This window comes from Stappia sp. ES.058 (genome assembly GCF_900105595.1).
Taxonomy (GTDB): domain Bacteria; phylum Pseudomonadota; class Alphaproteobacteria; order Rhizobiales; family Stappiaceae; genus Stappia.
The window spans coordinates 3288101-3314911 of sequence record NZ_LT629784.1 but is presented as its reverse complement, the minus strand read 5'-3'; the positions used below and the strand labels follow the sequence as shown (position 1 = coordinate 3314911).

22 protein-coding genes and 1 tRNA gene are annotated in these 26811 nt (G+C 63.5%); 14 read left to right on the top strand and 9 right to left on the bottom strand.

Features of this window, described 5'->3' with window-relative positions; translation table 11 throughout:
- Positions 1 to 164 precede the first annotated feature (164 nt).
- The 8 genes from pal (at position 165) to serA (ending at position 11023) form a co-directional block, all read left to right on the top strand.
- A complete protein-coding gene (gene pal / locus BLU32_RS15370) occupies positions 165 to 650 on the top strand; it encodes a peptidoglycan-associated lipoprotein Pal (protein WP_093808386.1) in 486 nt (161 codons plus the stop codon).
- A gap of 297 nt (positions 651 to 947) precedes the next feature.
- Positions 948 to 1970, top strand: coding sequence for a tol-pal system protein YbgF (gene ybgF, locus BLU32_RS15365; RefSeq protein WP_093811109.1), 1023 nt, complete (start codon positions 948 to 950; stop codon positions 1968 to 1970).
- Entirely contained in the window at positions 1957 to 3291 is a 1335-nt protein-coding gene (gene tilS / locus BLU32_RS15360) for a tRNA lysidine(34) synthetase TilS (protein ID WP_093808384.1), read from the top strand. Before ybgF ends, tilS begins: the two co-directional genes overlap by 14 nt.
- A 129-nt stretch (positions 3292 to 3420) precedes the next feature.
- A complete protein-coding gene (gene ftsH / locus BLU32_RS15355) occupies positions 3421 to 5352 on the top strand; it encodes an ATP-dependent zinc metalloprotease FtsH (protein ID WP_093808382.1) in 1932 nt (643 codons plus the stop codon).
- A 196-nt stretch (positions 5353 to 5548) separates the two neighbouring features.
- Entirely contained in the window at positions 5549 to 6895 is a 1347-nt protein-coding gene (gene glmM, locus BLU32_RS15350; RefSeq protein ID WP_093808380.1) for a phosphoglucosamine mutase, read from the top strand.
- A gap of 292 nt (positions 6896 to 7187) precedes the next feature.
- Positions 7188 to 7982, top strand: a complete 795-nt coding sequence (locus tag BLU32_RS15345; RefSeq protein ID WP_093808378.1) for an outer membrane protein — start codon at positions 7188 to 7190, stop codon at positions 7980 to 7982.
- A gap of 178 nt (positions 7983 to 8160) precedes the next feature.
- The gene (locus BLU32_RS15340; protein WP_093808376.1) at positions 8161 to 9336 is read left to right on the top strand and encodes a phosphoserine transaminase; all 1176 of its coding nucleotides are present in this window, start codon (positions 8161 to 8163) and stop codon (positions 9334 to 9336) included.
- Positions 9337 to 9436: 100 nt separating this feature from the next.
- A complete protein-coding gene (gene serA / locus BLU32_RS15335) occupies positions 9437 to 11023 on the top strand; it encodes a phosphoglycerate dehydrogenase (protein ID WP_093808374.1) in 1587 nt (528 codons plus the stop codon).
- A gap of 138 nt (positions 11024 to 11161) precedes the next feature.
- Here the strand turns inward: serA and BLU32_RS15330 are convergent, their stop codons facing one another.
- From BLU32_RS15330 to BLU32_RS15320, 3 genes are all read right to left on the bottom strand, one after another.
- Positions 11162 to 12910, bottom strand: coding sequence for a hypothetical protein (locus BLU32_RS15330; protein WP_093808372.1), 1749 nt, complete (start codon positions 12908 to 12910; stop codon positions 11162 to 11164).
- A 61-nt stretch (positions 12911 to 12971) separates the two neighbouring features.
- Complete coding sequence (locus tag BLU32_RS15325) at positions 12972 to 14264, bottom strand: adenylosuccinate synthase (protein WP_093808370.1); 1293 nt, start codon at positions 14262 to 14264, stop codon at positions 12972 to 12974.
- A gap of 236 nt (positions 14265 to 14500) precedes the next feature.
- Positions 14501 to 15772, bottom strand: a complete 1272-nt coding sequence (locus tag BLU32_RS15320; protein WP_093808368.1) for an MFS transporter — start codon at positions 15770 to 15772, stop codon at positions 14501 to 14503.
- Positions 15773 to 16192: 420 nt separating this feature from the next.
- Between BLU32_RS15320 and BLU32_RS15315 the strand changes: the two genes are divergently transcribed.
- On the top strand, positions 16193 to 17134 hold the full coding sequence (locus tag BLU32_RS15315; RefSeq protein WP_093808366.1) for a DMT family transporter: 942 nt from the start codon (positions 16193 to 16195) through the stop codon (positions 17132 to 17134).
- Between the two features lie 12 nt (positions 17135 to 17146).
- Here BLU32_RS15315 and BLU32_RS15310 read toward each other — a convergent pair whose 3' ends face one another.
- From BLU32_RS15310 to BLU32_RS15300, 3 genes are all read right to left on the bottom strand, one after another.
- Positions 17147 to 19330, bottom strand: a complete 2184-nt coding sequence (locus BLU32_RS15310) for a CHASE2 domain-containing protein (protein ID WP_208976897.1) — start codon at positions 19328 to 19330, stop codon at positions 17147 to 17149.
- 179 nt (positions 19331 to 19509) lie between these two features.
- Positions 19510 to 20415, bottom strand: a complete 906-nt coding sequence (gene rpoH / locus BLU32_RS15305; protein ID WP_093808364.1) for an RNA polymerase sigma factor RpoH — start codon at positions 20413 to 20415, stop codon at positions 19510 to 19512.
- Positions 20416 to 20570: 155 nt separating this feature from the next.
- Entirely contained in the window at positions 20571 to 21614 is a 1044-nt protein-coding gene (locus tag BLU32_RS15300) for an RluA family pseudouridine synthase (protein ID WP_093808362.1), read from the bottom strand.
- Between BLU32_RS15300 and BLU32_RS15295 the strand changes: the two genes are divergently transcribed.
- On the top strand, positions 21613 to 21975 hold the full coding sequence (locus tag BLU32_RS15295) for a hypothetical protein (protein WP_093808360.1): 363 nt from the start codon (positions 21613 to 21615) through the stop codon (positions 21973 to 21975). The two genes, BLU32_RS15300 and BLU32_RS15295, sit on opposite strands and share 2 nt — an antisense overlap.
- 126 nt (positions 21976 to 22101) lie before the next feature.
- A tRNA-Glu gene (locus BLU32_RS15290) sits at positions 22102 to 22177 on the top strand.
- A 211-nt stretch (positions 22178 to 22388) separates the two neighbouring features.
- Here BLU32_RS15290 and BLU32_RS15285 read toward each other — a convergent pair.
- Positions 22389 to 23573, bottom strand: a complete 1185-nt coding sequence (locus tag BLU32_RS15285) for a hypothetical protein (protein WP_093808358.1) — start codon at positions 23571 to 23573, stop codon at positions 22389 to 22391.
- Positions 23574 to 23721: 148 nt separating this feature from the next.
- Complete coding sequence (locus BLU32_RS15280; protein WP_093808356.1) at positions 23722 to 24327, bottom strand: DUF1134 domain-containing protein; 606 nt, start codon at positions 24325 to 24327, stop codon at positions 23722 to 23724.
- Between the two features lie 212 nt (positions 24328 to 24539).
- Here BLU32_RS15280 and BLU32_RS15275 point away from each other — a divergent pair, with 212 nt between their 5' ends.
- Positions 24540 to 24971: a YHS domain-containing (seleno)protein gene (locus tag BLU32_RS15275; RefSeq protein ID WP_093808354.1), complete on the top strand. Its 432-nt coding sequence runs from the start codon at positions 24540 to 24542 to the stop codon at positions 24969 to 24971.
- Positions 24956 to 25687, top strand: coding sequence for an Abi family protein (locus tag BLU32_RS22590; RefSeq protein ID WP_371326934.1), 732 nt, complete (start codon positions 24956 to 24958; stop codon positions 25685 to 25687). Before BLU32_RS15275 ends, BLU32_RS22590 begins: the two co-directional genes overlap by 16 nt.
- On the opposite strand, the gene BLU32_RS22095 is transcribed toward BLU32_RS22590, so the two are convergent.
- Complete coding sequence (locus BLU32_RS22095; RefSeq protein WP_197673835.1) at positions 25585 to 25821, bottom strand: hypothetical protein; 237 nt, start codon at positions 25819 to 25821, stop codon at positions 25585 to 25587. The two genes, BLU32_RS22590 and BLU32_RS22095, sit on opposite strands and share 103 nt — an antisense overlap.
- A 302-nt stretch (positions 25822 to 26123) precedes the next feature.
- On the opposite strand from BLU32_RS22095, the gene chpT reads away from it, so the two are divergent.
- Complete coding sequence (gene chpT, locus BLU32_RS15265; RefSeq protein ID WP_093808352.1) at positions 26124 to 26768, top strand: histidine phosphotransferase ChpT; 645 nt, start codon at positions 26124 to 26126, stop codon at positions 26766 to 26768.
- Positions 26769 to 26811 lie beyond the last annotated feature (43 nt).

Genomic DNA, 26811 nt, shown 5'->3' with positions numbered 1-26811 from the left:
TGGGTCTGGCCGGATCGCGCGACGCATCAAACGATACGATGCAGCCTGCGCGCGCCACGGGTCGTGCAAGGAAATCTTAACCACGTTGCTCAACGGCGGCTTAACCAGTTTTGCTGTAAAAGCGTTTACCCTGTCGGGGCCGTGGGGATCAGGAGTAGGAATTCATGATGCATTTCGGGATGCAGGGACGGGGCGTACGTTTCGCCGCCGTCGTCGCGGGCACGCTGTTGCTCGCCGCCTGCGCACAGACCAAGCCGGACGGTCTGACGGGCAATGTCCAGCCGGGCACCGGCCAGGACTTCGTCGTCAATGTCGGTGACCGCGTGTTCTTTGCCGAGGACCAGACGACCTTGTCGGCACAGGCGACGGCGACGCTAAACAAGCAGGTCCAGTGGCTGCAGAGCTACGGTCGCTACACGGTCACGATCGAAGGCCATGCCGACGAGCGCGGCACGCGTCAGTACAACATCGCCCTTGGTGGGCGTCGCGCCAACGCTGTGCGCGATTATCTCGTCTCGCGCGGGATTTCGGCAAGCCGCGTCAAGACGATTTCCTATGGCAAGGAACGTCCGGTTGCCGTTTGCAACGACGAATCCTGCTGGACGCAGAACCGTCGGGCGGTCACGGTGCTGAACAACGCCGGCAGCTGATTGCGTCGCCACGCGGAAAGACTTCGAAGCGGCTGGAAGCGCTTGGCGCATCCGGCCGTTTTCGTGTTTTGCCCGCGGCGGTTGCCTGCCCGGTCTGCTCGCGTCAAAATTTGGCCGAACTCGCAGCGCCCTGTGATAGTCACCTGAATTCGAACTTCGTCTCTTTGTCCGGCACGGGCGCAACGGTCTTGAGGAAAGGCGCCGGGCGACCCGGTGTCGCGTCCGTGGTCGGCGCGTGCAGCCGCGCAAGAGACGACAGCGACCCCGTCGGGGCGGAGGAGATGCATGGAATTTTCAATGTCCACCAGATCCGGTCTCACCGGATTTGAGCGACGTCGGCGCGGGACGCATGTGCGGCCGCGCTCGTTCGTCTGTCACATCCTGAAGACCGCGATCGCGACGGTGTTCGCGCTCAGCCTTGTTTCGCTGCCGGCCAAGGCGCAGCTCTTCGGGTCGCGCGATGACGGTCAGGCGGCGGTGCGCCTCAATCAGGTGGAGGAGCAGATGCGCACGCTGACCGGTCAGGTCGAGCAGCTCAACTTCCAGATCCGCCAGCTTCAGGACCAAATCCGGCGCATGCAGGAAGACAACGAATACCGCTTTCAGCAACTGGAACAGGGCGAGGGCAAACGCTCCGACGCCCAATCGCCATCCTCATCAGACACGCAAGGGCTCGCCGGAAGCATCGATGACGGGGGGAGCTACGGCCGGGCGACCGGTACGCTCGGCCAGCTCCCGGCCGATGCCGGTTCGGGCGACGCGGAGTTTGCGGCAGAGGGGGGCTATCAGGAAGGCGGCAGCGGCGGACCGCTCGACCTCTCCGCGCTGGCGCGCGGGACCGGCGGGAATTTTTCCACGCAATCGGGAGAGGCCGGCAGCGCCGATGTTCCGCCGGGCGTTTCCAGCGGGAACGAAATGGCCGCACTGTCATCGGGGTCTCCCCGGTCACAATATGATGCGGCCTATTCGTTTATTCTGGCGGGAGACTACGATGCGGCTGAGCGCGGGTTCCGTGCGTTCCTTGATGCCAATCCGAACGACCCTCAGGCTGCGAATGCGCAATTCTGGCTGGGCGAGAGCCACTACGCGCGCAAGCAGTACCGGGAAGCCGCGGATGCGTTCCTGAAGAGCTATACCGACTATCCCGACAGCGCCAAGGTGACCGACAGCCTGCTCAAGCTGGGTCTTTCGCTGCGGGGCATCGGACAGACCGATGCCGCCTGCGCGACCTTTTCCGAACTCCTGACCAAATATCCCGGAGCACCGACATCGGTTCGTGCCGAGGCCCAGGCCCAGAAGCAGAGCAGTGGTTGCGCCTGAGACATTCCCTGGCATCGGCCCCGACGAGGCGAACCACCTGTTTCGTCCGCTCTGCGGACACCGGAAGATCGGCATTGCCGTTTCCGGCGGCGCGGATTCCGTTGCTCTCATGGTTCTTCTGGCCGAATGGCGGCAACGAACGGCCGATGCACCCGACATGTGCGTTTTCACCGTTGATCACGGCCTGCGCCCGGAAGCGGCGCACGAAGCGGAAACGGTCGCCGTGCTCGCCCGGGCGCACGGGCTTGCATGCCGTGTCCTGAAATGGACCGGGGAGAAGCCGGCCTCCAATCGCCAGGCCGGAGCGCGTGATGCGCGCTTCGCGCTGATGAGGGAAGCCTTGCACGCGGCCGGAGGCGATGCACTCGTCCTGGCCCATCACCGTGACGATCAGGCCGAGACCTTCCTGTTGAGACTGGCGCGCGGGAGCGGGGTCTATGGCCTTTCTGCAATGGCGCCATCGGCGAGGCGCGAGGGAGCCCTGATCTTGCGCCCATTGTTGGGCGTGGAGAAAACACGCCTTGTCGCAACGCTTGTGGCGCGCGGGGTGTCGTGGTGCGAGGATCCCTCGAACGACGATCCCGCCTATGCGAGGGTTGGCATGCGGCGGCTGATGCCAGAGCTTGCAGCCGAAGGGCTTACGCCCGCCCGGCTTGAACACACGGCCATGCGCATGGCGCGTGCGGCATCGGCGCTTGATGTGTGGGTGGGCGACGTGCTTGCAGGTCATGCGCAGGTTCATCCGGCCGGACCGGTGCGCCTGCCGGTTTCCACCCTGCAATCCTTGCCGCAAGAGGTCTTGCTACGGCTGGTATCCCTTCTCTTGCAACGGGTGGGCGGACAGGTCTATCCGCCGCGGATCGAGAAGCTGGAGCGTCTCCTGGGCGACCTCGCGCGCGCGCCGGATGTGCAGGCAACGCTTGCCGGTGCGGTGATCCGGAGAACGAAGTCTTCGCTTCTGGTCTGGCGCGAACATGGCCGCGTGCCGCCCGGGCCGTTGACCGTGGAGGGGCCCGGAGTGTGGAACTGGGACAGGCGGTTTGCCATTTCAGTCACGACGCTCGAGACGGTCGAGGTTGTTGCGCGCGCCGACATCACGGATCGCGAGACCGGATCCTGGCGCACCGCCACGCCGGCGGACTGGCCGGCGCAGGCGTTCGACACCGCACCCTGCGTCCTGCGCGAGGGCGTTGCGCCATATTGTCCCGGTTTCGGTCCGGACATGCCGCCGGCCGGCATTGCGATTTCACTCCTGCCGTTGATAAAGGAGCCGGGATCCACCGGAAATTCCTTAAATCCGCTGCATTCAGGACCGACTTAAGGAAAATGAGAGGGGTTTGATGCAAATCTCGCGTGTCACCTTGGCAGTCCCGCCTGTGAGACCTATCTTGCAGTCTATGCTTATCGTCCCCGGCGCAGACCGCCGCGCGCCCGCGGTGAAGGAAACGCAATGAACGCCAATTTTCGCAATTTCGCTCTGTGGATCATCATCGGCCTGCTGCTGATCGCCCTTTTTCAGCTGTTCCAGAACCCTGGCCAGCGGGCTGAGACGAACAACATCCCGTTCTCCCAGTTCCTGAACCAGGCGGAACAGGGGGACGTCCGGGAGGTCACCATCCAGGGTCAGCAGGTTTCCGGCCAGTACACGAGCGGCGAGACTTTCCAGTCCTATGCGCCGGAATCGGCAGGGCAATATGTGGAGATGCTGCGCTCCAAGGGCGTTCGGATCACCGCACAGCCTCCCTCGGAGAACTTCTCGCTTCTGGGTGCGCTGATCTCCTGGTTCCCGATGCTGATCATTCTCGGGATCTGGATCTTCGTGATGCGCCAGATGCAGGGCGGAGCCGGCGGCAAGGCGATGGGCTTCGGCAAGTCCAAGGCCAAGCTCCTGACCGAGGCGCACGGACGCGTTACCTTCGAGGACGTCGCCGGCATCGACGAGGCGAAGGAAGATCTCCAGGAGATCGTCGAATTCCTGCGCGATCCGCAGAAGTTCCAGCGGCTCGGTGGCCGTATCCCGCGCGGCGTGCTGCTGGTCGGGCCTCCGGGCACCGGCAAGACGCTCACAGCGCGTGCCGTCGCCGGCGAGGCGAACGTGCCGTTCTTCACGATCTCGGGTTCCGACTTCGTCGAGATGTTTGTCGGTGTCGGCGCCAGCCGGGTGCGCGACATGTTCGAGCAGGCGAAGAAGAATGCGCCCTGCATCATCTTCATCGACGAGATCGACGCGGTCGGTCGTCATCGTGGCGCCGGTCTTGGCGGCGGTAACGACGAGCGCGAGCAGACGCTCAACCAGTTGCTCGTCGAGATGGACGGCTTCGAGCCGAACGAAGGCGTGATCATCATTGCCGCGACGAACCGTCCCGATGTGCTCGATCCCGCCTTGCTGCGTCCGGGCCGTTTCGACCGCCAGATCGTCGTTCCCAATCCGGATGTCACGGGCCGCGAGAAGATCCTTAAGGTGCACATGCGCAAGGTGCCGCTGGCGCCGGATGTCAATGTGCGCACGCTGGCGCGCGGCACGCCGGGCTTTTCCGGCGCGGATTTGATGAACCTCGTCAACGAGGCGGCCCTTCTGGCCGCACGGCGCGGAAAGCGTCTGGTGACGATGGCGGAGTTCGAGGACGCCAAGGACAAGGTCATGATGGGCGCGGAACGCCGCACCCTGGTGATGACCGAGGAAGAAAAGAAGCTCACCGCCTATCACGAGGCGGGCCATGCGCTGGTCGCGCTGCACATGCCGGCCTCCGATCCGATCCACAAGGCGACGATCATCCCGCGCGGACGGGCGCTCGGCATGGTGATGCGCCTGCCGGAGAAGGATCAGGTGTCGCTGACCCGCGCGAAGTGCAAGGCCGATCTCGCGGTTGCCATGGGGGGCCGCGTGGCGGAAGAGATGATCTTCGGCTACGAGAAGGTCACCTCGGGCGCCTCGGGGGACATCCAGATGGCCACCAAGCTGGCGCGTGCCATGGCGACCCAGTTCGGCATGTCGGACAAGCTCGGTCCGCTGCTCTACGGCGAGAACCAGGAAGAGGTGTTCCTCGGCCATTCCGTCGCCAAGAACCAGCACGTGTCGGAAGACACGCAGCGCATTGTCGATGCGGAGATCAAGGCCTTCGTCAACACAGGCTACGAGACGGCCAAGCGCGTCCTCGGCGATCACGAAGACCAGTTGCACGCGATCGCCAATGGCCTGCTCGAGTATGAGACCCTGTCCGGGGATGAAATCCAGGGCCTGCTCGACGGCAAGCCGCCGGTGCGCGATACCGACGACGATGCTCCCCCAACCCGGGTTTCGGCGGTGCCGAAAACCGGCGCAAAGCGCCGTGACGAGGGCGACCAGCCCAGCGGCGGCATGGAGCCTCAGCCGCAGGGCTGATGTGAATCACGGTATCGGATGACATGCACGGCCCGGCGGCCTCCCCGCCGGGCCGTTTTGTTACGGGCGAAAACAAAATTTGAACCTGTTTGCATGATGATGATGCTACTGAAACGGGTGAGCGTGCGGAATTTATGCCCGCGCAGCCGGCTTTTTCCGCCTTGCAGGCGGGTCCGCAGGACGTGACAGGGTTCTCATGACACGCAAATATTTCGGAACGGATGGAATTCGCGGGACCGCTAATCGGGCCCCGATGACCCCAGATATCGCGCTCAAGGTCGGCATGGCCGCGGGCGTTTCCTTTCGCAACGGCGCGCATCGGCACCGTGTCGTGATCGGCAAGGACACGCGCCTGTCGGGCTACATGATCGAGAATGCGCTGGTGGCCGGTTTCACGTCGGTCGGTCTCGATGTTCTTCTGCTCGGCCCGATGCCGACCCCAGCGGTCGCCATGCTGACGCGCTCCGTACGCGCCGATCTGGGCGTGATGATTTCCGCGTCGCACAACCCCTATCATGACAACGGGATCAAGTTTTTCGGCCCGGACGGCTACAAGCTGTCGGATGCGGTCGAGAAGGAGATCGAGGTTTTGATCGAGCGCGATTCGGATACCATGCTGGTGTCCCCGTCGAAGCTCGGCCGGGCGCGTCGTATCGACGGGATGCGCGATCGCTATGTCGAGTTCGCCAAGCGTACGCTGCCGCGCGAGATGAGCCTGTCCGGTCTGCGCATTGTCGTCGATTGCGCCAATGGCGCGGCCTACAAGGTTGCCCCGGAAGCGCTGTGGGAGTTGGGCGCGGACGTGATCGCCATCGGCGACGAGCCGGACGGCTACAACATCAACCTCAATTGCGGATCGACGGACACCGAGGCGCTGTGCCGAAAGGTGCATGAGGTGCGCGCGGATATCGGCATTGCGCTCGATGGCGATGCCGACCGGGTCATCATCGTCGACGAAAACGGCGAGGTCGTCGATGGCGACCAGCTGATGGCCGTGGTTGCGCAGTCCTGGCTTGAAGACGGCCGTCTTTCGGCCTCCGGTATCGTCGCGACGGTCATGTCCAACCTCGGCCTCGAGCGCTATCTCGACGGGCTTGGCCTGAGCCTTGCCCGCACCCGGGTCGGCGACCGCTATGTGGTCGAGCACATGCGCCAGCATGGCTTCAATGTCGGAGGCGAACAGTCCGGACATATCGTCTTGTCGGATTTCGCCACGACGGGGGACGGACTGGTCGCCGCGCTTCAGGTGCTTGCCTGTGTCTCCAAGCTTGGCCGCCCGGTGTCCGAGGTGTGCCGGCGGTTCGAGCCCGTTCCGCAGATCCTCAAGAACGTGCGCTATCAGGGCTCGGCTCCGCTCGACAATCCGGATGTCCAATCGGTGATCGAGGAAGGGCGCAAGGTGCTGGGCAATTCCGGCCGTCTTGTGATCCGACCGTCAGGCACCGAGGCGTTGATCCGGGTTATGGGCGAGGCCGACAACCAGGATGTGCTTGCCGGGGTCGTCGACCGGATCGTCGATGCGGTGACACACGCGGCCGCCTGAGGTCGCGCATGCGCGTTGATGTCCCGTCCCGAGAATACCCGCTCTTGTGACCGTAAAATGAGCGGACATGGCGTGATTGCGCGATCTTCACCAATTGGTAACCAAAAGAAGTGGGGAACCGTCGCAAGACGCAAGGAAACTAAAATTTTTTACTTTTCGTTAAGGTAAAAAATCGCGGTTAATTTTTAGGGTTAAGTGGCTCTTAAGTATTTTCAGCAATTCTACCCTCGTGTTTCACGTGCGCGGCCGGCAAGAACAGACTTTTCGGACGCTATCCAACGAGGACCGAGACATGAGCAGCCATTTTACAAAATTTTGCCTGGCTGGCGTCGCGATGATCGTCTCGTCAGCTGTTCACGCGGCGGATATGCCAATTCCGGTGATCGAACATGTACCGCAGGTGCCTGTCGTCTCCGGTGGATGGTATCTTCGTGGCGACATCGGCTACAAGGTGTATCAAGCTCCGAGCATCGGCTACGGTGCTCTCGACTTCAGAAATGAGAAGATGAACGATACGGGCATGATCGGTGCCGGTGTCGGTTACAAGTTCTCCGACTTCCTGCGTGCCGATCTTACGGTCGACTATGAGTTCCCCGCCACGGTCACGGGCTATGCTCCTTGCACGACATGCGGTGTCGGCGGAACGGCCGGCGTTTCCACGGAGACGGCCGACATCGACATTTTGACGTTCATGCTGAACGGCTATGTTGATATCGGAACATGGCGCGGCTTCACACCCTATGTCGGTGCCGGTGTCGGCGCGTCATATCTGACCGTGGACAACATCAAGTTCGCGAACCCCGATGGTGCGCGAGGCTCCTATCCCGGCGACAGCACCTGGAACTTCGCCTGGGCACTTATGGCCGGCGGCTCCTATGCCATCGACGAAAACTGGTCGATCGACGCGGGCTATCGGTATCTCAACGTCGGCAACGTCTATTCGAGGAGCTTCAGCACGGGCGGTGCGAATCCGTCGCGCAAGATCCGTTATGAGGATCTGCAGGCGCATGAATTCCGCGTCGGTGCCCGCTACACGTTCAATTCGACGCCGAGCTACATTCCCGATCCGATCATCACCAAATACTGATCGTTTTAGGGTTCTTGTCGAAAAGGCCGGGCACATCGCCCGGCCTTTTTCGTTTGCGGCGGTTCGTCTCAGTTGGATTTCGTCTTTTTTGCAAGCTTGCGCCGCCTCTGTCCTTCCGATAAGTCCGTAGGTGGGACACCCCTCCCCAACGAGGGGCTTCTATCTGGAAGGGTAGCAGATGAGCAACTTGCATGAACCGGCCACGCGGCCGGAAAATCCGCGTTTTTCTTCCGGCCCCTGCGCCAAGCGCCCCGGCTGGTCTCCCTCCGCACTTGAAGACGCGCCGCTCGGGCGCTCTCACCGGGCCAGGCCCGGCAAGGCGAAACTCGCCGAGGCGATCAACCTCACGCGTGCGGTTCTGGGCGTTCCCGACGATTATCGGATCGGCATCGTGCCCGCGTCCGACACCGGCGCGGTCGAGATGGCCATGTGGTCGTTGCTTGGACCGCGCGGCGTCGATCTTCTCGCCTGGGAGAGCTTTGGCGCGGGCTGGGTGACCGATGCCATCAAGCAACTGAAACTCGATGACGCGCGCGTTCTGGACGCCGGTTACGGCAAGCTGCCGGACCTTGGCGCAGTCGACTTCTCCCGCGATGTGATCTTCACCTGGAACGGCACCACCTCCGGTGTGCGCGTGCCGAACGCCGACTGGATCCCGGCCGACCGCGAGGGCCTGACGATTTGCGACGCCACGTCGGCCGCCTTCGCGCAGACGCTCGATTTCGCCAAGCTCGATGTCGTGACCTTTTCCTGGCAAAAGGTTCTGGGCGGGGAAGCGGCCCATGGCATGCTGATCCTCAGCCCGCGCGCCGTGGAGCGGCTCGAGAGCCACACTCCTGCCTGGCCCTTGCCGAAGATCTTCCGCCTCACCAAGGGTGGAAAGCTGATCGAGGGCATCTTCAAGGGCGAGACCATCAACACGCCGTCGATGCTTTGCGTGGAGGATTATCTCGATGCCCTGAATTGGGCGCGCGCGATCGGCGGCTTGCCGGCACTCGTCGCCCGTGCCGATGCCAATGCCGGTGCGGTTGCAGATTGGGTCGCACGCACCTCCTGGGTCGATTTCCTGGCCGAAGATCCGGCAACGCGTTCCAACACCTCTGTGTGCCTCAAGATCGTGGACGAGCGGGTCGCGTCGCTCGATTCTGCAGGTCAGGCGGCTTTCGCCAAGGCAATGGCAACTGCGCTGGATCAGGGCGGTGTCGCCTATGACATCGGCGCATACCGCGATGCGCCGAGCGGCTTTCGGATCTGGTGCGGGGCGACCGTCGAGACGGCGGACGTCGAGGCGCTGCTGCCGTGGCTCGACTGGGCCTTCGCCACACAGATTGCATCGCTGGAGACGGCCGCCTGATTGGCCGTCGTCCCGCTCATTTCAAGCATTTCGACATTGGCGGTCGGTTGCGGCGCGTAAAATGCGCTGTCGCATGCCGACCCGGCAAGGAGGCCCCGACATGGCGCCCAAGGTTTTGATTTCCGACAAGCTTTCCGCCGCTGCCGTCGACATCTTCAAGTCGCGTGGCGTGGAGGTCGACTATCAGCCCGACATCGGCAAGGACAAGGAGCGATTGCTCTCCGTCATCGACCAATACGATGGCCTGGCCATTCGTTCGGCCACGAAGGTCACCGACAAGCTGATTGCGGCCGCGCACCGGCTGAAGGTGGTGGGGCGCGCGGGCATCGGCGTCGACAATGTCGATATTCCGGCGGCCAGCGCCAAGGGCGTGATCGTCATGAACACGCCCTTCGGCAATTCCATCACCACGGCCGAACACGCCATCGCGATGATGTTCGCCGTAGCCCGGCAGATTCCCAAAGCCGATGCCTCGACGCAGGCCGGGAAGTGGGAAAAGTCGAAGTTCATGGGCACCGAGTTGACCTCCAAGACGCTCGGCCTGATCGGATGCGGCAACATCGGTTCGATTGTTGCGGAACGCGCCATCGGGCTGAAGATGCGGGTCGTCGCCTTCGACCCGTTTCTGTCGGAAGAACGGGCGCTGTCGCTGGGTGTCGAGAAGGTCGAGCTGGAAACGCTGTTCGCCCGGGCCGATGCGATCACCCTGCACACGCCGCTGACCGACAAGACGCGGAACATCATCGACGCCGACGCGATCGGGAAGATGCGCAATGGCGTGATCATTATCAATTGCGCGCGCGGCGGCCTGGTTGATGAGACGGCTTTGCGTGCGGGTCTCGACAGCGGCAAGGTCGGCGGCGCGGGCGTCGATGTCTTTGTCGAGGAACCCGCGTCACAGAATGCCCTCTTCGGTGCGCCGAACCTCGTGTGCACACCGCACCTGGGCGCGTCCACCAGTGAGGCGCAGGAAAACGTCGCGCTTCAGGTGGCCGAGCAGATGTCCGACTACCTGATCAAGGGCGCGGTTTCCAATGCGCTCAACATGCCCTCGATCACGGCGGAAGAGGCGCCGCGTCTGGTGCCCTTCGTGAGGCTTGCCGAACTGCTCGGCTCTTTCGCCGGTCAGTTGACGGAAACGGGGCTTTCCGGCGTTCGCCTGGAATATGAGGGCGATGTTGCAGAGATGAACGTCAAGGCGCTCACCGCCGCAGCGCTGACGGGCGTGCTGCAGCCGCTGCTTCAGACCGTCAACATGGTCTCCGCACCGGTTCTCGCGCGTGAGCGGGGCATCAAGGTGGAAGAGGTGCGGCGTGGGCAGGCCGGTGCCTACGAGAACTACATTCGTCTCACGGTGACCACCGACCGCCAGGAACGCTCTGTTGCCGGCACCGTGTTTTCCGACGGCAAGCCGCGGATCATCCAGGTCAAGGGCATCAACATGGAGGCCGAGCTTGGCGCCCACATGCTCTATGTCACCAATGAGGACAAGCCGGGTTTCATCGGTGATCTCGGCTCCGTGCTTGGCGATGCGGGCGTGAACATCGCGACCTTCAACCTCGGGCGAACGTCCGCGGGCGCCGAGGCGATTTGCCTCGTCGAGGTCGATGGACCGGTGCCCGGTCCCGTGCTGGAGCGCATCTCCGCGTTGCCGCATGTCAAGCAGGCCAAGCCGCTGCGCTTCTGAGCGGCAAGGGCTGCCTGCATCGCGCTGCCGCTTGCGTGATGTTGCTGGAAAAAAGGCCGGATGGGGATCCATCCGGCCTTTTGCATGTCGCGTCTCATGCGCCCGCCGTGGCGGCGGGCCAGCAAAGCGGGGCTCTGCCTATTCCGAGCGCCAGGCGGTGACCGCCTGTTCGACGGCGCGCGTTCCCGGCGTGCCCTTTTCCAGCGTCAGGATGGCGCGCTTGCGGTTCTCGTAGAGCATCGGAAGATCGATCCAGCCGCGTTCCTGCAAAAGCGTCAGGTTGCGTTCGCGTTCGTCCGGAATGTTCGACAGCGCGACCCAGAAGAACCCGTCGGCAACCTTGACGGAGGCGCCGATGAGTGCGTCTCCGCGGGCTTCTTCGGTTGTCTTCATGACAAGACCCGGGACCTCTGCGACGCCCTGGCCCGTGAAATTCTGCGGCAGCTCGAAACGGACCTCGAGCAGATGGCTGGCCGGGAGTGTGTCGTCGCGGTTCGGCCGCAGTGACAGGTTTGCCACGATGCTGCGCTCCGGCACCTCGATGCGCATGCGCAGCACTGTTTCCGTGCGTCCGTCGATGGTTTCCTCGCCGACGCTCCAGACGGTCTGTCCCGACGAGGCCTGTCCCGCGCTTCCCGACTCCACACCCTCTTCATAGAGGAAGGCCCGTTGCGCCACCGGCGCACCTTGCGTCGCGGGCGCGGGTTGCGAGGGCGCGGGGGGGTCGGCCGGTGCTGTCGCTTCTTCGGCTGGCGTGGTGGTCTCTTCAGCCGGTGCGGAGGGCTCCGCGGGTTGGGGCGCCTGGCTGATTTCCGGCTGGTCTGTCTCGGCCGGATCCTCCGGCGTCACGCTGCGTACGCCGGATGTTTCTTCGGGCGTCTGCTGGGGTGTCGCGCCAGGGGCGAGCGGGTCCTGCGGGTCGTTGGGCGTGATCCGGGTGGTGGTGACGCTGCGCGCGTCGGGCGCGATCGCGGTTTCCCCGTTGTCCAGGAGGCGGGCTGCGTTCTTGCGGGAGCCTTCCGTTTCCTCGGGTGTCTCGGATGTGTCCTGCGCGTCCGGAGCGCTCGCCGTCGTGGTGCTCTCATCGGCTGCGAAGAACGCGCTCAGGGTGTCGCGCTGCGAATAGCCGACGGCTCCAATGCCGACGACGAGAAGCAGCAGCGCGATGCCGCCGAGGAGTGTCGGCAGGCGCGACCCGTGTGTCGCACTGTCGATCGGCGGCAACGGACGCCCCCCCGATCCGGAGAGCGTGTGCCCGTCGACCTCGTTTGGTCTCTTGCGCCGTGCGGCGGGGCCGGACGGGGCTGCTTCCGGTTCCGGAGTGGCGAGCGTGGGTTCACGCTTTTGCGTATCGCCGTGTTGTCCGTCGAGCGCATTGCGGGCGCTGCGACCTGCGCTGTCTGCTGCAGAGCCGAGCTTGCGGGCGTCGTCGATTGCGCTTTTCAGCGTGTCCGGTCCAGCGGGCGCTTCACCGGCTGCGGCGGTGGGGGGCGTCTCTATCCGTGGAGCAGCGACCGGGGCTTTCGGTTCGGGGGGGCCTTGCGCAGGTGTGGCTGTGCTGCGTTCGGTCGTCGCCTTCGGGGCCGGCGCATCCTGATCCGGGGCCTTGGGGGCCGGCGGTTTCGGAGCGGCCGCCGGTGCCGCGGCGGACGACGGCTGGCTGTAACCCAGCGTTTCACGCGCGGCTTCCGCCTCGACCTTGCGGATCGATTCCTCAAGGCGCAACTGCTCGGCGGTGATTTCCGACGGTGACAGCGGAGGATCGTAACCTTTCAGCTGGGCGACGATGGCTTTTCGAGCGCGCTGATAGATTTCCCGTCGCGCTGCCCCGGTGTTTTCCGGAAGCGCAGCAACGGTCTTCTTCAAAACCGGATAATAGTCTGCCATATGCTCAACTCGCCGTCGCCGCAGCGGGTCCGCCGCGACTCGCGGACCCTGTTTTTAAGCCTTAATCCTGAAACGGATTCTGGACAAGGATTGTGTCATCTCGTTCGGGGGAGGTCGACAGGAGCGCGACCGGCGCCCCGATCAGTTCCTCGACATGGCGCACATATTTCACGGCCTGTGCCGGAAGATCAGCCCAGCTGCGCGCACCTTCGGTCGATTCCTTCCATCCCGGAAGGGTTTCGTAAATCGGCTTCACCCGTGCCTGAGCGCCCTGCGATGCCGGAAGATGGTCGATCCGCTCGCCGTCCAGCTCATAGGCAACGCAGATCTTGATCTCGTCCAGCCCGTCGAGAACGTCAAGTTTCGTCAGCGCAATGCCGTTGATGCCATTGATGCAGCACGACTGGCGGACCAGGACCGCGTCGAACCAGCCGCAGCGCCGCTTGCGACCGGTGACCGTTCCGAATTCATGGCCGCGGGTGCCGAGAAAAGTACCGACCTCGTTGTCCTGCTCGGTCGGGAAGGGGCCTTCGCCGACGCGGGTCGTATAGGCCTTGGTGATGCCCAGCACATAGCCGACGGCGCCGGGGCCGAGGCCGCTGCCGGCGGCCGCCTGGCCCGACACCGTGTTCGACGAGGTCACGAATGGATAGGTGCCGTGGTCGATGTCGAGCAGCGTGCCCTGCGCGCCTTCGAACAGGATGCGCTTGCCGTCGCGCCTTGCGTTGTCGAGGAGCGTCCAGACCGTCCCCATGTAGGGGAGAAGTGCGTCGGCGACCGCTTCCAGTTCGGAAAAGATCGTGGCCGGATCGATCTCGGGTTCGCCCAGACCGCGCCGTAAGGCGTTGTGATGGGTGAGCAGGCGCTCGATCTTGGCCGGCAGCGTCTTGAGATTCGCCAGATCCATGACACGCACCGCGCGCCGTCCGACCTTGTCTTCATAAGCCGGGCCGATGCCACGCTTGGTGGTGCCGATCTTGGTCCCGGCAGCGGCCGCGTTCTCGCGCAGGGCGTCGAGTTCGCGATGCAGCGACAGGATGAGGGTCGCGTTTCCGGCGATGACCAGCGTTTCCGGCGAGACGGTCACGCCCTGGTCGGCGAGACGTGCAATCTCCGCGACCAGCGCATGCGGGTCGATGACGACGCCGTTGCCGATCACCGAGAGCTTGCCGCGCACGACCCCGGAGGGCAGAAGCGACAGCTTGTAGCTGACCCCGTCGATCACCAGCGTATGGCCGGCGTTGTGTCCGCCCTGGAAGCGGACAACGACGTCGGCTTGCTCGGAGAGCCAATCGACGATCTTGCCTTTTCCCTCGTCTCCCCACTGAGATCCGACGACGACGACATTGGCCATGGTATTCGCGTTCCCTAAAAGGCGTTTCAGCCACACCGCGCGGTCACGACCGGCGCGGACGACAGGTTCAGTGCGCGGTGATACGCCGCGCGGATGATGATGGCGGTCCGAGGTCCGGACCCGCGCACACGAAAATCCCCGGCCTGCGAACCGGGGAAGAGCGCGCGGACTATACCCAAGCCGATCCGCCCTGACGAGTCTTTCGCCGGGAAATGCGTCGTCCGGTCCAGCGATTTTCAGGGTTTGGCGCTTCGCCCTGCTTTGCGACCCGTGCGTGCAAGACGGAAGATCGCCGGCGAGTTGCGCAAAAGCCAGACGAAGCGTTTGCGGCGCTCGGCCGGGACGGCATCGCGTGAGGCCAGGCGCAGGATGACAAAGCCGACGAAGGCGAGATGCAGGCTTGCCGTATAGACGAAAAATGCCGAGGGGCCGAAGCGCTCCATCACCAGCGAGGCAACCAGCGGTCCGGCCATCGCGCCGATGGCGAAGAACATGGTCAGGCCGGCGGCCAGTTCGACGAATTGCCCGGGTCGCGCGTGATCGTTGGCATGTGCGGCGGAGAGCGAATAGAGCGGCAGGGCGAAGCCGCCGAAGAGGAAGCCGCCGATGAAGATCGCGATCGGCGAGACGACGCCTGCCAGAAGCGCGCAGGAGAGGCCTGCGCCGGCGGTCGCCAGCAGGAGCACGTAGCGCCGGTCGATGCGGTCTGAGGCCCAGCCGAGCGGATATTGAAACAGCGCGCCGGCGATCACCCACAAGCTGATGAAGAACGCCAGGCTCTCGGTCCCGAGGCCGACGGCCTGTGCGTAGACGGGGCCGACAGTGCGGAAGGCGCCATTGGTCAGTCCGATGGTCAGGCAGCCCGCGGCCGCGACCGGGGAGATCGTCCACAGGGCGAGGAAGTTCACCGGGCCGCTTTTCTCGGCCATTGGCGGATTGTCCTCGCGGGCCAATGAGACCGGGATCAGTGCGCTGCAAAACAGCAGGGCGATGATGACAAGGATCTCGGTTCCGTTGGCGCCGAAGGCCGGCAGCAGGAACTGGCCGCCGGTGACCGCCGCCAGATCGACAATCCGGTAAATGCTCAGGATGCGGCCGCGCTCCGCGTTCGAGGCAAGTGCGTTCAGCCAGCTTTCCAGCACCATCGCGGTGCCGCAAAACGCCGCCCCGCTCAGGAACCGCAAGCCGGTCCAGACGGGTCCCGGATCGCTCAGCAGGAGGGCCAGCACGGCGATCGCGCCAAGCGAGGCAAACGCGGTGAAGACCCGGATGTGACCCACGCGCCGGACCAGCCCCGGGGCCAGCAGAACGCTGGCGATGAAACCGGCGTAATAGGCCGAGCCGAACAGGCCGATCATCGTGTCGGACAGTCCGCCATCGCGGGCGCGCACCGCGATCACGGTCATCGCCAGGCCGTTGGCGCCAAGCAGGAGCGCCGCGGCCAACAGCAGCGGCACCAGCCGGACGAGCAGCGGGCGCGGAGAATTCGGGGCAGGGCTGTCGGGCATTGGGGACAAGCAGCTTTTCGCGGGAGGGCGACCCTCGAGTGTGGTGAATTTGAAATTCGTCTAAATGCTGCGGCAACCTCCGGTGCGAATTTCAAATTCGAAAACCACACTGGAAATCTATATTTGCTCGCCACCCTTTTGAATCTGAGTTTCGTTCAGAGCGAGCCGGACAATGAGACGAACTTCAGATTCGGGTAACGAGGTCCGGGTCGCTGGCAGGATGGCGCAACTATCGATCCTGACCGGGATCGCGGAGGCGGACAAGTCTGATCGTCCTGCTGTTTTCGCCCGGCTGCATTGCGTCGGTTGCAGGAAACGGCGCAATCGCAAACCGGGTGTCGGTGTGCGGCTGGGGGTGCTATCGCTGACATCCTTGCTGCGCCCCTCGCGCAAACACCGCCATTGTCGGGACTGACCCTTATGAGCCTGAAAAACTGGTTGTTGCTTTGCCTGCTTGCCCTGATCTGGGGCGGCACCTTTCCGCTTGCCAAGCTTGCGGTGGCCGAGATCCCGCCGTTTGTTCTTGTGTTTGCGCGGGTCGCCATCGCCGCAGTCGTCTTGCATGCGATCCTGCGGCTCCGTGGCCTGCGGTTTCCCGTGGCTCCCGGCATGCTCTTCGCCTTTCTGGTGATGGGTCTCCTGAACAACGCCATTCCGTTTTCGTTGATATTCTGGGGCCAGACCGAGGTCACCGCCAGCCTCGCCTCGATCCTCAACGGGACGACGCCGATCTTCACCGTCATCGTCGCCTCGCTGGTGTTTTCGCAAGAGGTGCTCAAGGCCCATCGCGTGGCCGGCATCTGTCTCGGGTTTGTCGGGGTCGCGGTCCTGCTGTCGCCGGGTCTGTTCGGCATCGGCACGGAACCGCTGTGGGCAAAGATGCTGTTCCTCGGGGCGGCCCTGTCTTATGCGTTCGCAGCAACTTTCGCCCGGCGATTCTCCGGTGTCTCCATCCTGGTTGCGGCCGCGGGCCAGTTGACCGGCTCGACGCTGCTGATGGCGCCGCTGGCCTTCTGGCAGGCATCGACCTGGCAAGGTGCGGGTTGGAGCGCGGCACAGACGAGCACACAGGGCTGGATCGCCATGGCTCTGCTTGGTGTGCTGTGCACGGCCTTCGCCTATCTGATCTATTTCCGGCTGCTGCGCGACGCCGGCGCCACCAATGCCTCGCTGGTCACTCTGCTGGTGCCGGTGACGGCGACCGCGATCGGCGTGGCGTTTCTCGGCGAGGTGCTTTCCGGAGTTCAGTTTGCCGGCATGGCGATCCTGCTCGCGGGTCTTTGCGTGCTCGACGGGCGGGTGTTCAAGCTGTTCGCGCCGCGCGACCGGCCGGTGTCGAAGCCAAGTGGCGAAGGCAATTGATCTCGCCCGTTTTTATCGCGCGAGCACCGGCGCCATGGCCTCGATCCGCTCCTCTAAGCGGTCGTAGAAGGCCGCAAGATGTGCCGGCGCGCAGGCACGGCATGCGTCAAGCGCCGTGCGGGCAGCGGATGCATCCTCGGTGGCGACCGCACGCATCATCCGGGCGTGCGCGCTTGAAAGATCCGCGAACGCGGGTGTAGCGGCATAGTCCGGATCGCCGGCGAGCGCGAAGAGACTGATCGGCACGCTCTTGCCTTTCAGCGGGATGGCGCCGGCGTCCAGCATCGCGAAGTCGGGCGCGGCGAGGGCGGTTGCCTGCGACACGACGCAGTCTGCGCCCACAGCCTTGCAGCTCGATTCGATCCGTGCAGCGATGTTCACCGCATCGCCGATCACCGAGTAGTTGAACCGCCGGTTTGACCCCATGTTGCCGACGCAGGCTTGGCCGCTGTTCAGTCCGACGCCGATTTGCACGGTGGTCTTGGGCATGTTGCGTGCCTTGAACCCGAAGGCATCGCTTTCATTCAGGTCGTCCACGACGCGGAGCATTGCCAGTGCGGCCTGCGCTGCCTTGCGGGCATGGTCCTCCACCTCCATCGGGGCATTCCAGAAAGCCATGATGCTGTCGCCGATGTATTTGTCGATCGTGCCGCCGTGACGTTGGATCTCTTCGCTGAGTGGCGAAAGCAGCGCATTCAGGAAAGCGACCACCTCCGTCGGCGTGAGTTGTTCGGAAATCGGCGTGAAGCCGCGCACGTCCATGAAGAGGATCGTCATGTCGCGCATCTCGCCACCGAGTTTCAGCGAATCCGGTGCGTTCTCGAGACGGCGCACCATTTCCGGCGCGAGATACTGGCCAAAGGCTGTCCGGACGAACTGTTTTTCGCGCTCCGTCAACACATAGAGGAGCGCGGTCGCGGCGGCGTAGACGAACAGGTTCGCGGCGGTGGGATAGACCGGATCGAGCAGCAGGCCCTTCGTCAGAAAAAGATGCGCGGCGCCCGCATAGAGTGCGGCGGCGACCCCTCCGCCGATGAGGGCCGCCCATCCGGCGCCGAAGGCGAGGACAAGCGCGATGACGATCAGGCCGAGCAGGAAGGTCGCGATGATCTCTGCGCCATAGGACCAGTCGGGACGTGAGAGAAAATCGCCGGAGAGGATCTGTTCGGTCGCCTGTGCATGAACCGAGACACCTGGAACGAGTTCGCCAAGCGGGGTTGTGCGGATGTCGAACAGGCCGATCGCCGAGGTTCCGATGTAGATGATCCGGCCTTCGACCTCGGGCTGGACGCTGGCGCGTTTGTCGCGGTCGAGCACGTCGGCGGCGGAAATGTAGCGATCCTCGCGGTCGGCGTTGAAATAGACCCAAAGCTCGCCGAGCGCCGTGGTGGGAAAGGGTATCGCGCCAACCTTCACCTCGGTCACTGCGGCACCGCCCGCGGCGATCTCGCCGCTGGCGTCCGCACTGCGCACGATGTAGCTGCTGGCGCCCTGAGCGACGCGCAGCGCCTCCATCGACAGCGAGGGATACAGGGCCTCGCCATTCGTCACCAGCATCGGAATGCGTCGGACAATTCCCGAGGTGTCGCGGGCCGAAAGGCTCAGGCTGCCGCTGCCGGCCGCACGGGCCTCCAGCATATCGAGGCTTTTCAAGGCGGAGGGAAAAGCGGGCAGGCCGGCAATGGGATTGCTGCCGACATAGGCGAAACCGGCCTTGGACTGCGGAGTGCCGCCGTTGTCGTCGGAGCGCAGGGCATAGCCGAGAACCACCGGCATGCGGGCGATCGCCTCGGCGAACTCCGCGTCGGTGTCTGGCAAGGCTTGCGCCTTGAGTTCGGAGGTTTCCTCAAGCTCTGGCAGATAGCGGTGCGGCGACAGCCTGTCCGGTTCCGCGAAGATCACGTCATAGGCGACAACGGCCGCCCCCATCTCCGCCAGCGCATCGGTCAGGTCGGCGAGCGTGTCGCGCCGCCAGGGCCATTGCCCGTGGATGGCGAGCGAACGCTCGTCGATGTCGACGATACGCACGGGATAGTCGTTTTCGGCGCGGGGCCAGAGGCGTTGATAGGTGTCGAACCCCATCAGCCGGATGGTTTCCACGAACGCGGGATCCATGGCGCGCAGCAGCGTCACCAGAAGCAGGAAGGCGCCGGCCACGCCGGCAACGGCGAGGTGCTTGCGGCGGTTCATCCGCATTGGGCTTTCGCTTTCTGCACCGTGCGGCATCCCTCGGCGATTGCGTCCTGCTCCAGCCGGCTTGGCTGTTGGCCGTGGGTGGACGCTAGGATCACGTTAGAAAAATGCCCCGCCTCCTGCAAGAAGACGGGGCATTGTTGTGGTGTTTGCCGCTTTGGCAGGGCATGGAGCGCGGCGGATCAGCGATGATCGGCGAGTTCCGCGGGGCGCTGTTCCAGTTCCTTGGCGCCGCGACGCACGGCCTTTTGAACCTTTTCGAAGGCGCGCACCTCGATCTGGCGCACGCGCTCGCGGCTGACGCCGAATTCCGTGGAGAGGTCCTCCAGCGTGATCGGGTCTTCCGACAGGCGTCGGGCCTCGAAGATCCGCCGCTCGCGCTCGTTCAGCACGTCCATGGCGTCGCCGAGCAGCTTGCGGCGCGTGTCCAGCTCTTCCTGCCTGGCGTAGAGCGTTTCCTGGCTTTCGCTCTCGTCGACAAGCCAGTCCTGCCATTCGCCGCCGCTGTCGGCATCCGCGCGGATCGGCGAGTTAAGCGAGGCATCGCCTCCAAGCCTTCGGTTCATCGAGATCACGTCGGTCTCGCTGACACCCAGCTTTGTGGCGATTTCGGAGACCTGATCCGGCTTCAGGTCGCCTTCCTCCAGCGCCTGGATCTTGCCCTTGAGGCGGCGCAGGTTGAAGAACAGACGTTTCTGGCTTGCGGTGGTGCCCATCTTGACCAGCGACCAGGAGCGCAGGATGTATTCCTGGATCGCCGCCTTGATCCACCACATGGCGTAGGTGGCGAGCCGGAATCCCTTGTCCGGCTCGAAGCGCTTGACCGCCTGCATCAGCCCGACGTTGCCTTCCGAGACGACCTCGGAAATCGGCAGGCCATAACCGCGGTAGCCCATGGCGATCTTGGCGACCAGGCGCAGATGCGAGGTCACGAGGCGTTCCGCCGCCTGCGGATCCTCATGTTCCTTGTAGCGCTTGGCGAGCATGTATTCTTCTTGCGGTTCCAGCATGGGGAACCTGCGTATTTCGGTCAGATATCGGCTGAGCCCGCCTTCGCCGGAACTCAGAACCGGAATGTTCTGGGCCATGAATGCACCCTTTCTCCCAATGTGATCCCTCCGGTGCGATGCGGGAGAAATCCCCGCAAAGCCTCCATCTTCAGGCATCCCCGTTGGCGCCCAAACGGCACGCCAATGCTCAATATAAGGATCAAATTGACGAAAACACGGCCTGATTTTGCATTTTAAAGTGCAGAAATTGATCGAAATGCACCGATCAGGGCTTCGAGGTCGTCCGGGCGGGGACTTTCGAAGCGCAGCGTCTCAGCCGTGGCGGGGTGCTCGAAAGCAAGCAGGCCGGCGTGCAACGCCTGGCGCGGAAACGCCTGGACGATGCTTTTCGCCGGCTCGTCCAGGCGCGTCGCCTTGGTGCGAAAGCCCGCGCCATAGTCGGCGTCTCCCACGAGCGGATGCCCGATATGGGCCATGTGGACGCGGATCTGATGGGTGCGACCGGTTTCCAGCCGGCAGGTCAGGAGCGCGGCGATCGCCGGAGCGCCCTTGGGCTGGGGGCCGGGTTCCAGAAAGCGCTCGCGCACCTGCCAATGGGTGATGGCGGTCCGCCCGCCCGAGCGGAAAACGGCGATCTTCTGGCGATTGTGGGTGGAGCGTCCGAGATTGGCGTCGACCGTGCCCTTCAGATGCGACGGCGCGCCCCAGACGAGCGCGGAGTATTCGCGCTCAAGCGGCCCGGTGCGACCATGGTCGGCGAATTGCGCGCTCAGGCCCTGATGCGCCGCATCGGTCTTGGCAACCACCAAAAGGCCGCTGGTGTCCTTGTCGAGACGGTGGACGATGCCGGGACGGCGCACGCCGCCAATGCCGGAGAGGCTGTCGCCGCAATGGTGCAACAGCGCGTTGACGAGCGTGCCGCTGGCGTGGCCGGCGGCTGGGTGAACCACCAGTCCGGCCGGTTTGTCGATGACGATCAGGTGCTCGTCTTCATAGGCGACGACAAGCGGAATATCCTGGGCTTCCGGCTCCGCCGGCTCCGGTTCGGGCCGGTCGAGGGCGAGGCGGTCTCCCTCGTTGACCCGGTATTTGGGCTCGACTATGGTCCGCGCGCCGACGCGCACATGGCCTTCCCTGATCAGGGACTGGATGCGGTTGCGGCTGATTTCCTGAACGTGCCGCGCCAGACAGGCGTCCAGACGGACGCCCGCGTCCTGCGGACCGGCAGTGATTTCGGCCGGATCCGTATCCGGCGTTTCATTGGTGGACATCGACATGACACATCCGGGTTTGGACGACGACGACGACAGCCGGACGGAACCGCCGCTGGACCCGGCCGCGGAGCGTCTTCAGGCAAAACTGAAACGCCTGCTCGCCGTGTCCGGACTGATCATGACGCTCGGGTTCGCGGCGGTTTTCGCGGCGATCATCTACAGATTGTCCGACCGCGCCTCGCCGCCGGATGCAGCCGATATAGCCGCAACCATCGCCATCGGCAAGGACGGCCGCGTGGAAAGCATGGCGCTGGCCGAGGGACGCTTGATCCTGCTTGTGCGCGAGGGCGCGGCGAGCAAGCTTGTGTATCTTGATCCCGCGACCGGCAAGGTGATTGGCGAAACCACCTTCGTTTCGCGATAGGGAGTCGGCCGTTCCGGCACCGGTTTCCGGCCGGTCCGGGGCGCCACACGAATTTGCCCCGATACATGCTTGCAATCGTTGTCGCCCCGGTTTATACCGCCGGTCTTCTCGTCGAAGACCAGCGATGCCCCCATCGTCTAGCGGTCTAGGACGCCGCCCTCTCACGGCGGAAACAGGGGTTCGAGTCCCCTTGGGGGTACCATTTGCGCCGGGTCGCAATCCGGGATTTTTCCAGCACGAATTTTTGTATGCACGGGCAAATGCGTCATTCGCGTATGTGCCGCTACAGGTGTGTTCATATTGCCGTTTCGTGAGAACGGGCTGTGCATGCCGAAACGGGGTACCGGATCGAAAACCGGCGCGCGACCTTAGGACGACGTGCCGGGACAACAGGCTCCGTGCGGGGCCGGCTTTCAGACCTCGGCTTTTTGTTTCGCTGCCGGATCACTTTGCGCAGACGACGGCTTGGACGCTGCGTCGCGTCCGCCGCCTTCCGTTTTCAGACGCTTCCTGGCGGCACGAATCCGTGCGGAAAGCGATTGTTGTGTGTCTGTGCCGGTCAGTTGCTCAGGCTCTCCGGCTTGCGGCTCAGCCGACGTTTCCGCCCCGATGTCTGCCGGGCCCTGCGTTTCCGTTCCAGGCTCCTCGAGCCTTGCCACTACTGACGCGGCCAGATCCGACAGCTCGCGGCGCAAGGACATGAAGTCGTCGTTGCTGTGCAATTCGGCGCGCAGGCGCGCGTTTTCTCCCTCCAGTCGCTCCGTGTCGGCGGTCAATCGCTCCGCGCTGCCGGCGGTGGTCGCCGCGGGAGCCTCGTGCGTGGCATCGCTCTGACCGGCTTCCTCCAGAAGAATGGACAGGCGCGTGATTTCTGCCTGCGCGGCGATCAGCCTGGATTCCGCTTCAAACAGTCGGTTGTTCTGCTGTCCAAACCGTTGACGGGAGGTGCGGGAGGTCTGTTCCGGGGATCCGGGCGTCTCGTCCGGCGATGCGCCCGCTTTCTGCTCGGCAGCTTCCAGCTTGCGCTTCAAGGAGGTGATCTCCGATTCGAGCCCCGCGATCCTGGCAAGGTCCGACGCGCGGGTGGCGCTGGCATCCGTGCCGGAACGCCCATCCGGCGATGCGTGCGCTGCCTCATCCATAAGTGCCGTTGTGTCGGCGCTCTCGCCCGCGGTTGCCATCATGCGCTTGAGACTGCGTTCCAGTTCGCGCTGGCGCGCCTTCGCCATGGCGACGGCTTCCTCATGCTGCTGGATTTCCCGCCGCAACCCGTCTTCGCGCGCTGAGGCCTCGGCCAGTGCCTGGTCGCGGGACATCACCTCCTTGCGCAGGTCGTTGGCTGCGTTTTCCGCCCGGTCGCGGGCGATCCGGTTGGTTGCGGTCTCGGCTTGCAGCCGTTCCAGACCGCTGGCAAGCCTGCGGTTTTCCAACGCGTGTCCGGCCCGAAGGCTGCCGATCTCGGCCCGAACGTCGGCGTGGGTCATCGGGCTCGTGGCCTCGACAGCCTGCCGTGTCAGCCGCACCGCACGTCGCCAGATCGCCGGCAGCACCGCCAGCGCGACGAGGCCCGCGAGGCAGGCACCCAGTGCCACAAGCATTGCCGCTTCAATCAAGACCGACCACCACCATTTCGTTTCGCGCGGATCCGGATGGCGCGCGTTTCCGCCCGCTCCGATCCCTCCTGCTTACCTGACGTCCGGTCTTCCGCCAAGCGGGAGCTGTGAAAGCGCGCGCGCGCGCGTGCAGTCAGAACGGGTTCCATGTCGGTTCGGCGGTGAACTTGAGGTATCCGATATTGACGCCGAGCCGTGCGCCGACGCCGGCGCGCACGGGGACCACATAGATGTCATGGTTGGACAGCACGGTCATGCCGAAGCCGCCGACCAGATAGGCGGAGCCGGCGACTCCGACATAGCGGCGCAGGATCGCGTTGGTGTCGGGCAGGTTGTAGACGAGCATCATCGTCCGGGCGCCGTCGGCGCCCACGTCCCAGCCGAAGGACGGGCCCTGCCAGAACACTTTGTGCGTGCCGGCGTTGCGGGTGTAGAGTTGTCCCTCGCCGTAGCGCGCGCCCGCCAAAAGCGCGCCGGAGCCCTCTTCGCCGAGAATATAGCCGTTCGGTTGGCCGTATTGCGAAACCGCACGTTCGATCACCGAGGCGAGGCCTCCGGATATCTGGCCGAAAAAGCGGTGGCCGGCGTTGAGAAGTTCGTCCTGGCTGTATTCTTCCGGCTGCTGCGCTCTGGCGGTGGGGGCCAGGACGATCGCCGTTGCGAACGCGAGGGCGAGTGCGATGGCTCGAAATCCGGTTCGCATGGAATGGCGGGGAGCGGACGCGCGGTGCGGAATCATGTTTAGTGTCCTCTCAGACTGGCGGCCGCGTGTTTGACGTCGGGGCGCCGATGCACGGTGAACGGACGGAACGAGGCTGCGCTGCGCAGGCGGTCTTGAAGGAATTGGCCAAGCGGACGGTGGTGACGCACATTCGTTCCGTTGCATTCGTCGGAGTTGATTCGGTGTCAGAGTGTAATCGAATTCCGAAGACATTATGGTGGAGGCTGGCAATGGCGGTTATCGCCGCGACGCTCGCCACTTCGGACGCGCGTGCCCAGGATTTTGCCACCGACACGATGAGCGGATATGCGCTCGGCGGGCACGACCCGGTTGCCTATTTCATCGTACGCCGGCCACGCGAGGGCCTGCCGCGCCACGAGGTGCGCTGGGGCGGGACGATCTGGGTCTTCGTGAACGAAGGGAACCAGGCTGCGTTCGAGGCGGACCCGGAGATCTATGCGCCGCATCTGGCGGGATGCGACCCGGTCGCCCTGGCCGACGGTTTTGTGACGGCAGGCAATCCCAGGGTATTCGCCCTCTACGAGACGCGTCTCTTGCTGTTTCATTCGGAGATCAACCGGTTTCTTTTCCTGGCAGACCCGAAGAGCCAGATCACCGCCGCGGAGGAAAACGCGGAGCGCCAGGGGTGCGGCGGGCGGTAGGGAGGTGCTCTCTTCTATTGCTGGGAGGCCTTCGTCGTTTCGTATTGATCAATAGGCTCAATCCTTGTACCCTAAAACGGTCATGGGTCGCCACACTCTCGAAAGAGGTGCAAAAGGGCGGCCCTTCTTATTTTCAGCTTCGTCTATTTTTCGGCTGCTTGCCCGTGGTTTCCAACCCTTTTAACAAACCGCACGCAACGGCACATCAGCGGGTTGCTCATTTGCGCAGTCGTGGTCTTGTCATTACTCGGCCAAACGTTGCGGCTCGAAATATTGAGGAAATTGGCTACGAACGTCTTCGAATATATTTCCTCAGTCGAAGAGATGGAAATCTACCTAGCAAACCATTTGTAGCTGGTACAACCTATCAGCATATACTGCGTTTGTATGAGTGTGATACCAAATTTCGAATGATTTGCTTCGCAAGCGTTTGTCATCTTGAAATAGTTTTTCGCAACCGTTTGTCTGAAGTGTTGAGTGCACGATTCGGTAGCCATCCATATTTCGTTGACAGAGCCTTCAAGAACACAGATTCGCATAGGGAAGCGCTGAAGAAAATTCTATCGGTTTTCGCCGAAACGAAAGACCAGAGAGCGAAACACTACAGCCGCACCTATACGGAGCCGCCCCTGCCGCCGATTTGGATGCTCAAGGAATTTCTGACGTTCGGAACTGCGGTGCGTTTGTACGCTGCACTGCAGAATTCAGTAAGATAGGAGGTCGCGTCCCATTTTGGGGTGGCGGCTCTTACGGTTTTGATTCTTGGATGCCAGGTTTCAATGATTTGCGAAACGTCTGCGCCCATCACGATCGCCTCTTCAATCGCCATTTCCAGAAGCAGCCTCAGCATTATCGCCGCGGTTCCGTGCCCAAGGCGCAATCAGCAACTCTTAAGGCCCAACTCGAATGTCTGGACTATGCATTAAGAGGTGCGGGCCTGAGAAGCGATCTGGTCGACCGCGTGGAACGGGTCTTGAACCGCTACCCGGAAATCCAAAACGCGGAAGTGGGATATTGATTCTTCCCGTATAAAGCCTGCCTTTCTTGGCAGGGCGCAATGCCGGGTGTAACCCTTGCAAGACTTGCGAATCATAGAGAAAGCTTCGCGATACATCCGCTATCGACGGACAGCCCCCATTCGAGGACGACCGCATGACCGCCATCGACGATCTCAGCGCCCTGGACCTTGCAGCCCTTGTTGCAAGCCGCGTCTGCCACGACATCATCTCGCCGGTGGGGGCCATTACCAACGGCCTTGAGGTTCTGGACGAGGAAGACAGCGGAGACATGAAGGAATTCGCGATGGAACTGATACGCAAGAGCGCCCGCCAGGCCTCTGCGAAGCTTCAGTTCGCCCGTCTTGCCTTCGGTGCGGCCGGTTCGGCGGGGGCGGAGATCGACCTCGGTGACGCGCAGTCGGTCGCCGCCGGGTTCCTGGCAAACGAAAAAGCGGATCTGGAATGGCAGGTGCCGCGGCTCTTGATGCCGAAGAACCGTGTCAAGCTGCTCCTCAACCTCATCCTGTTGGCCAACCAGTGTGTTCCGCGTGGCGGCCTTATCACCGTGAGGATGGAAGGCGATCCGCAAACGCCGACCTTCGAACTCAAGGTCACCGGCTCGACGACCAAGGTGCCGGCGCTGGTTCTCGACATGATGGCGGGCAACGAACCCGAGCGGATTGACGCGCATACGGTGCAGCCGGTGTATGCAGCGCTGCTTGCTCGGGATTCGGGTATGAGTTTAGAAGTCATTAAGGAAGATGACGGAGTTAAAATCACTGCTGCATCGGCAACATGATTTAGCGCCAAACGTAGTTGTCTGGTTTCAATTTATCTTAACT

Excerpts from the sequence above, each read along its gene's own strand:
- pal (WP_093808386.1), top strand. The coding sequence starts at position 165 with ATGATGCATTTCGGGATGCAGGGACGGGGCGTACGTTTCGCCGCCGTC.
- ybgF (WP_093811109.1), top strand. The coding sequence starts at position 948 with ATGTCCACCAGATCCGGTCTCACCGGATTTGAGCGACGTCGGCGCGGG.
- ftsH (WP_093808382.1), top strand. The coding sequence starts at position 3,421 with ATGAACGCCAATTTTCGCAATTTCGCTCTGTGGATCATCATCGGCCTG.
- glmM (WP_093808380.1), top strand. The coding sequence starts at position 5,549 with ATGACACGCAAATATTTCGGAACGGATGGAATTCGCGGGACCGCTAAT.
- BLU32_RS15345 (WP_093808378.1), top strand. The coding sequence starts at position 7,188 with ATGAGCAGCCATTTTACAAAATTTTGCCTGGCTGGCGTCGCGATGATC.
- BLU32_RS15340 (WP_093808376.1), top strand. The coding sequence starts at position 8,161 with ATGAGCAACTTGCATGAACCGGCCACGCGGCCGGAAAATCCGCGTTTT.
- serA (WP_093808374.1), top strand. The coding sequence starts at position 9,437 with ATGGCGCCCAAGGTTTTGATTTCCGACAAGCTTTCCGCCGCTGCCGTC.
- BLU32_RS15330 (WP_093808372.1), bottom strand. The coding sequence starts at position 12,910 with ATGGCAGACTATTATCCGGTTTTGAAGAAGACCGTTGCTGCGCTTCCG.
- BLU32_RS15325 (WP_093808370.1), bottom strand. The coding sequence starts at position 14,264 with ATGGCCAATGTCGTCGTCGTCGGATCTCAGTGGGGAGACGAGGGAAAA.
- BLU32_RS15320 (WP_093808368.1), bottom strand. The coding sequence starts at position 15,772 with ATGCCCGACAGCCCTGCCCCGAATTCTCCGCGCCCGCTGCTCGTCCGG.
- BLU32_RS15315 (WP_093808366.1), top strand. The coding sequence starts at position 16,193 with ATGAGCCTGAAAAACTGGTTGTTGCTTTGCCTGCTTGCCCTGATCTGG.
- BLU32_RS15310 (WP_208976897.1), bottom strand. The coding sequence starts at position 19,330 with ATGCGGATGAACCGCCGCAAGCACCTCGCCGTTGCCGGCGTGGCCGGC.
- rpoH (WP_093808364.1), bottom strand. The coding sequence starts at position 20,415 with ATGGCCCAGAACATTCCGGTTCTGAGTTCCGGCGAAGGCGGGCTCAGC.
- BLU32_RS15295 (WP_093808360.1), top strand. The coding sequence starts at position 21,613 with ATGACACATCCGGGTTTGGACGACGACGACGACAGCCGGACGGAACCG.
- BLU32_RS15300 (WP_093808362.1), bottom strand. The coding sequence starts at position 21,614 with ATGTCGATGTCCACCAATGAAACGCCGGATACGGATCCGGCCGAAATC.
- BLU32_RS15285 (WP_093808358.1), bottom strand. The coding sequence starts at position 23,573 with ATGCTTGTGGCACTGGGTGCCTGCCTCGCGGGCCTCGTCGCGCTGGCG.
- BLU32_RS15280 (WP_093808356.1), bottom strand. The coding sequence starts at position 24,327 with ATGATTCCGCACCGCGCGTCCGCTCCCCGCCATTCCATGCGAACCGGA.
- BLU32_RS15275 (WP_093808354.1), top strand. The coding sequence starts at position 24,540 with ATGGCGGTTATCGCCGCGACGCTCGCCACTTCGGACGCGCGTGCCCAG.
- BLU32_RS22095 (WP_197673835.1), bottom strand. The coding sequence starts at position 25,821 with ATGCTGAGGCTGCTTCTGGAAATGGCGATTGAAGAGGCGATCGTGATG.
- chpT (WP_093808352.1), top strand. The coding sequence starts at position 26,124 with ATGACCGCCATCGACGATCTCAGCGCCCTGGACCTTGCAGCCCTTGTT.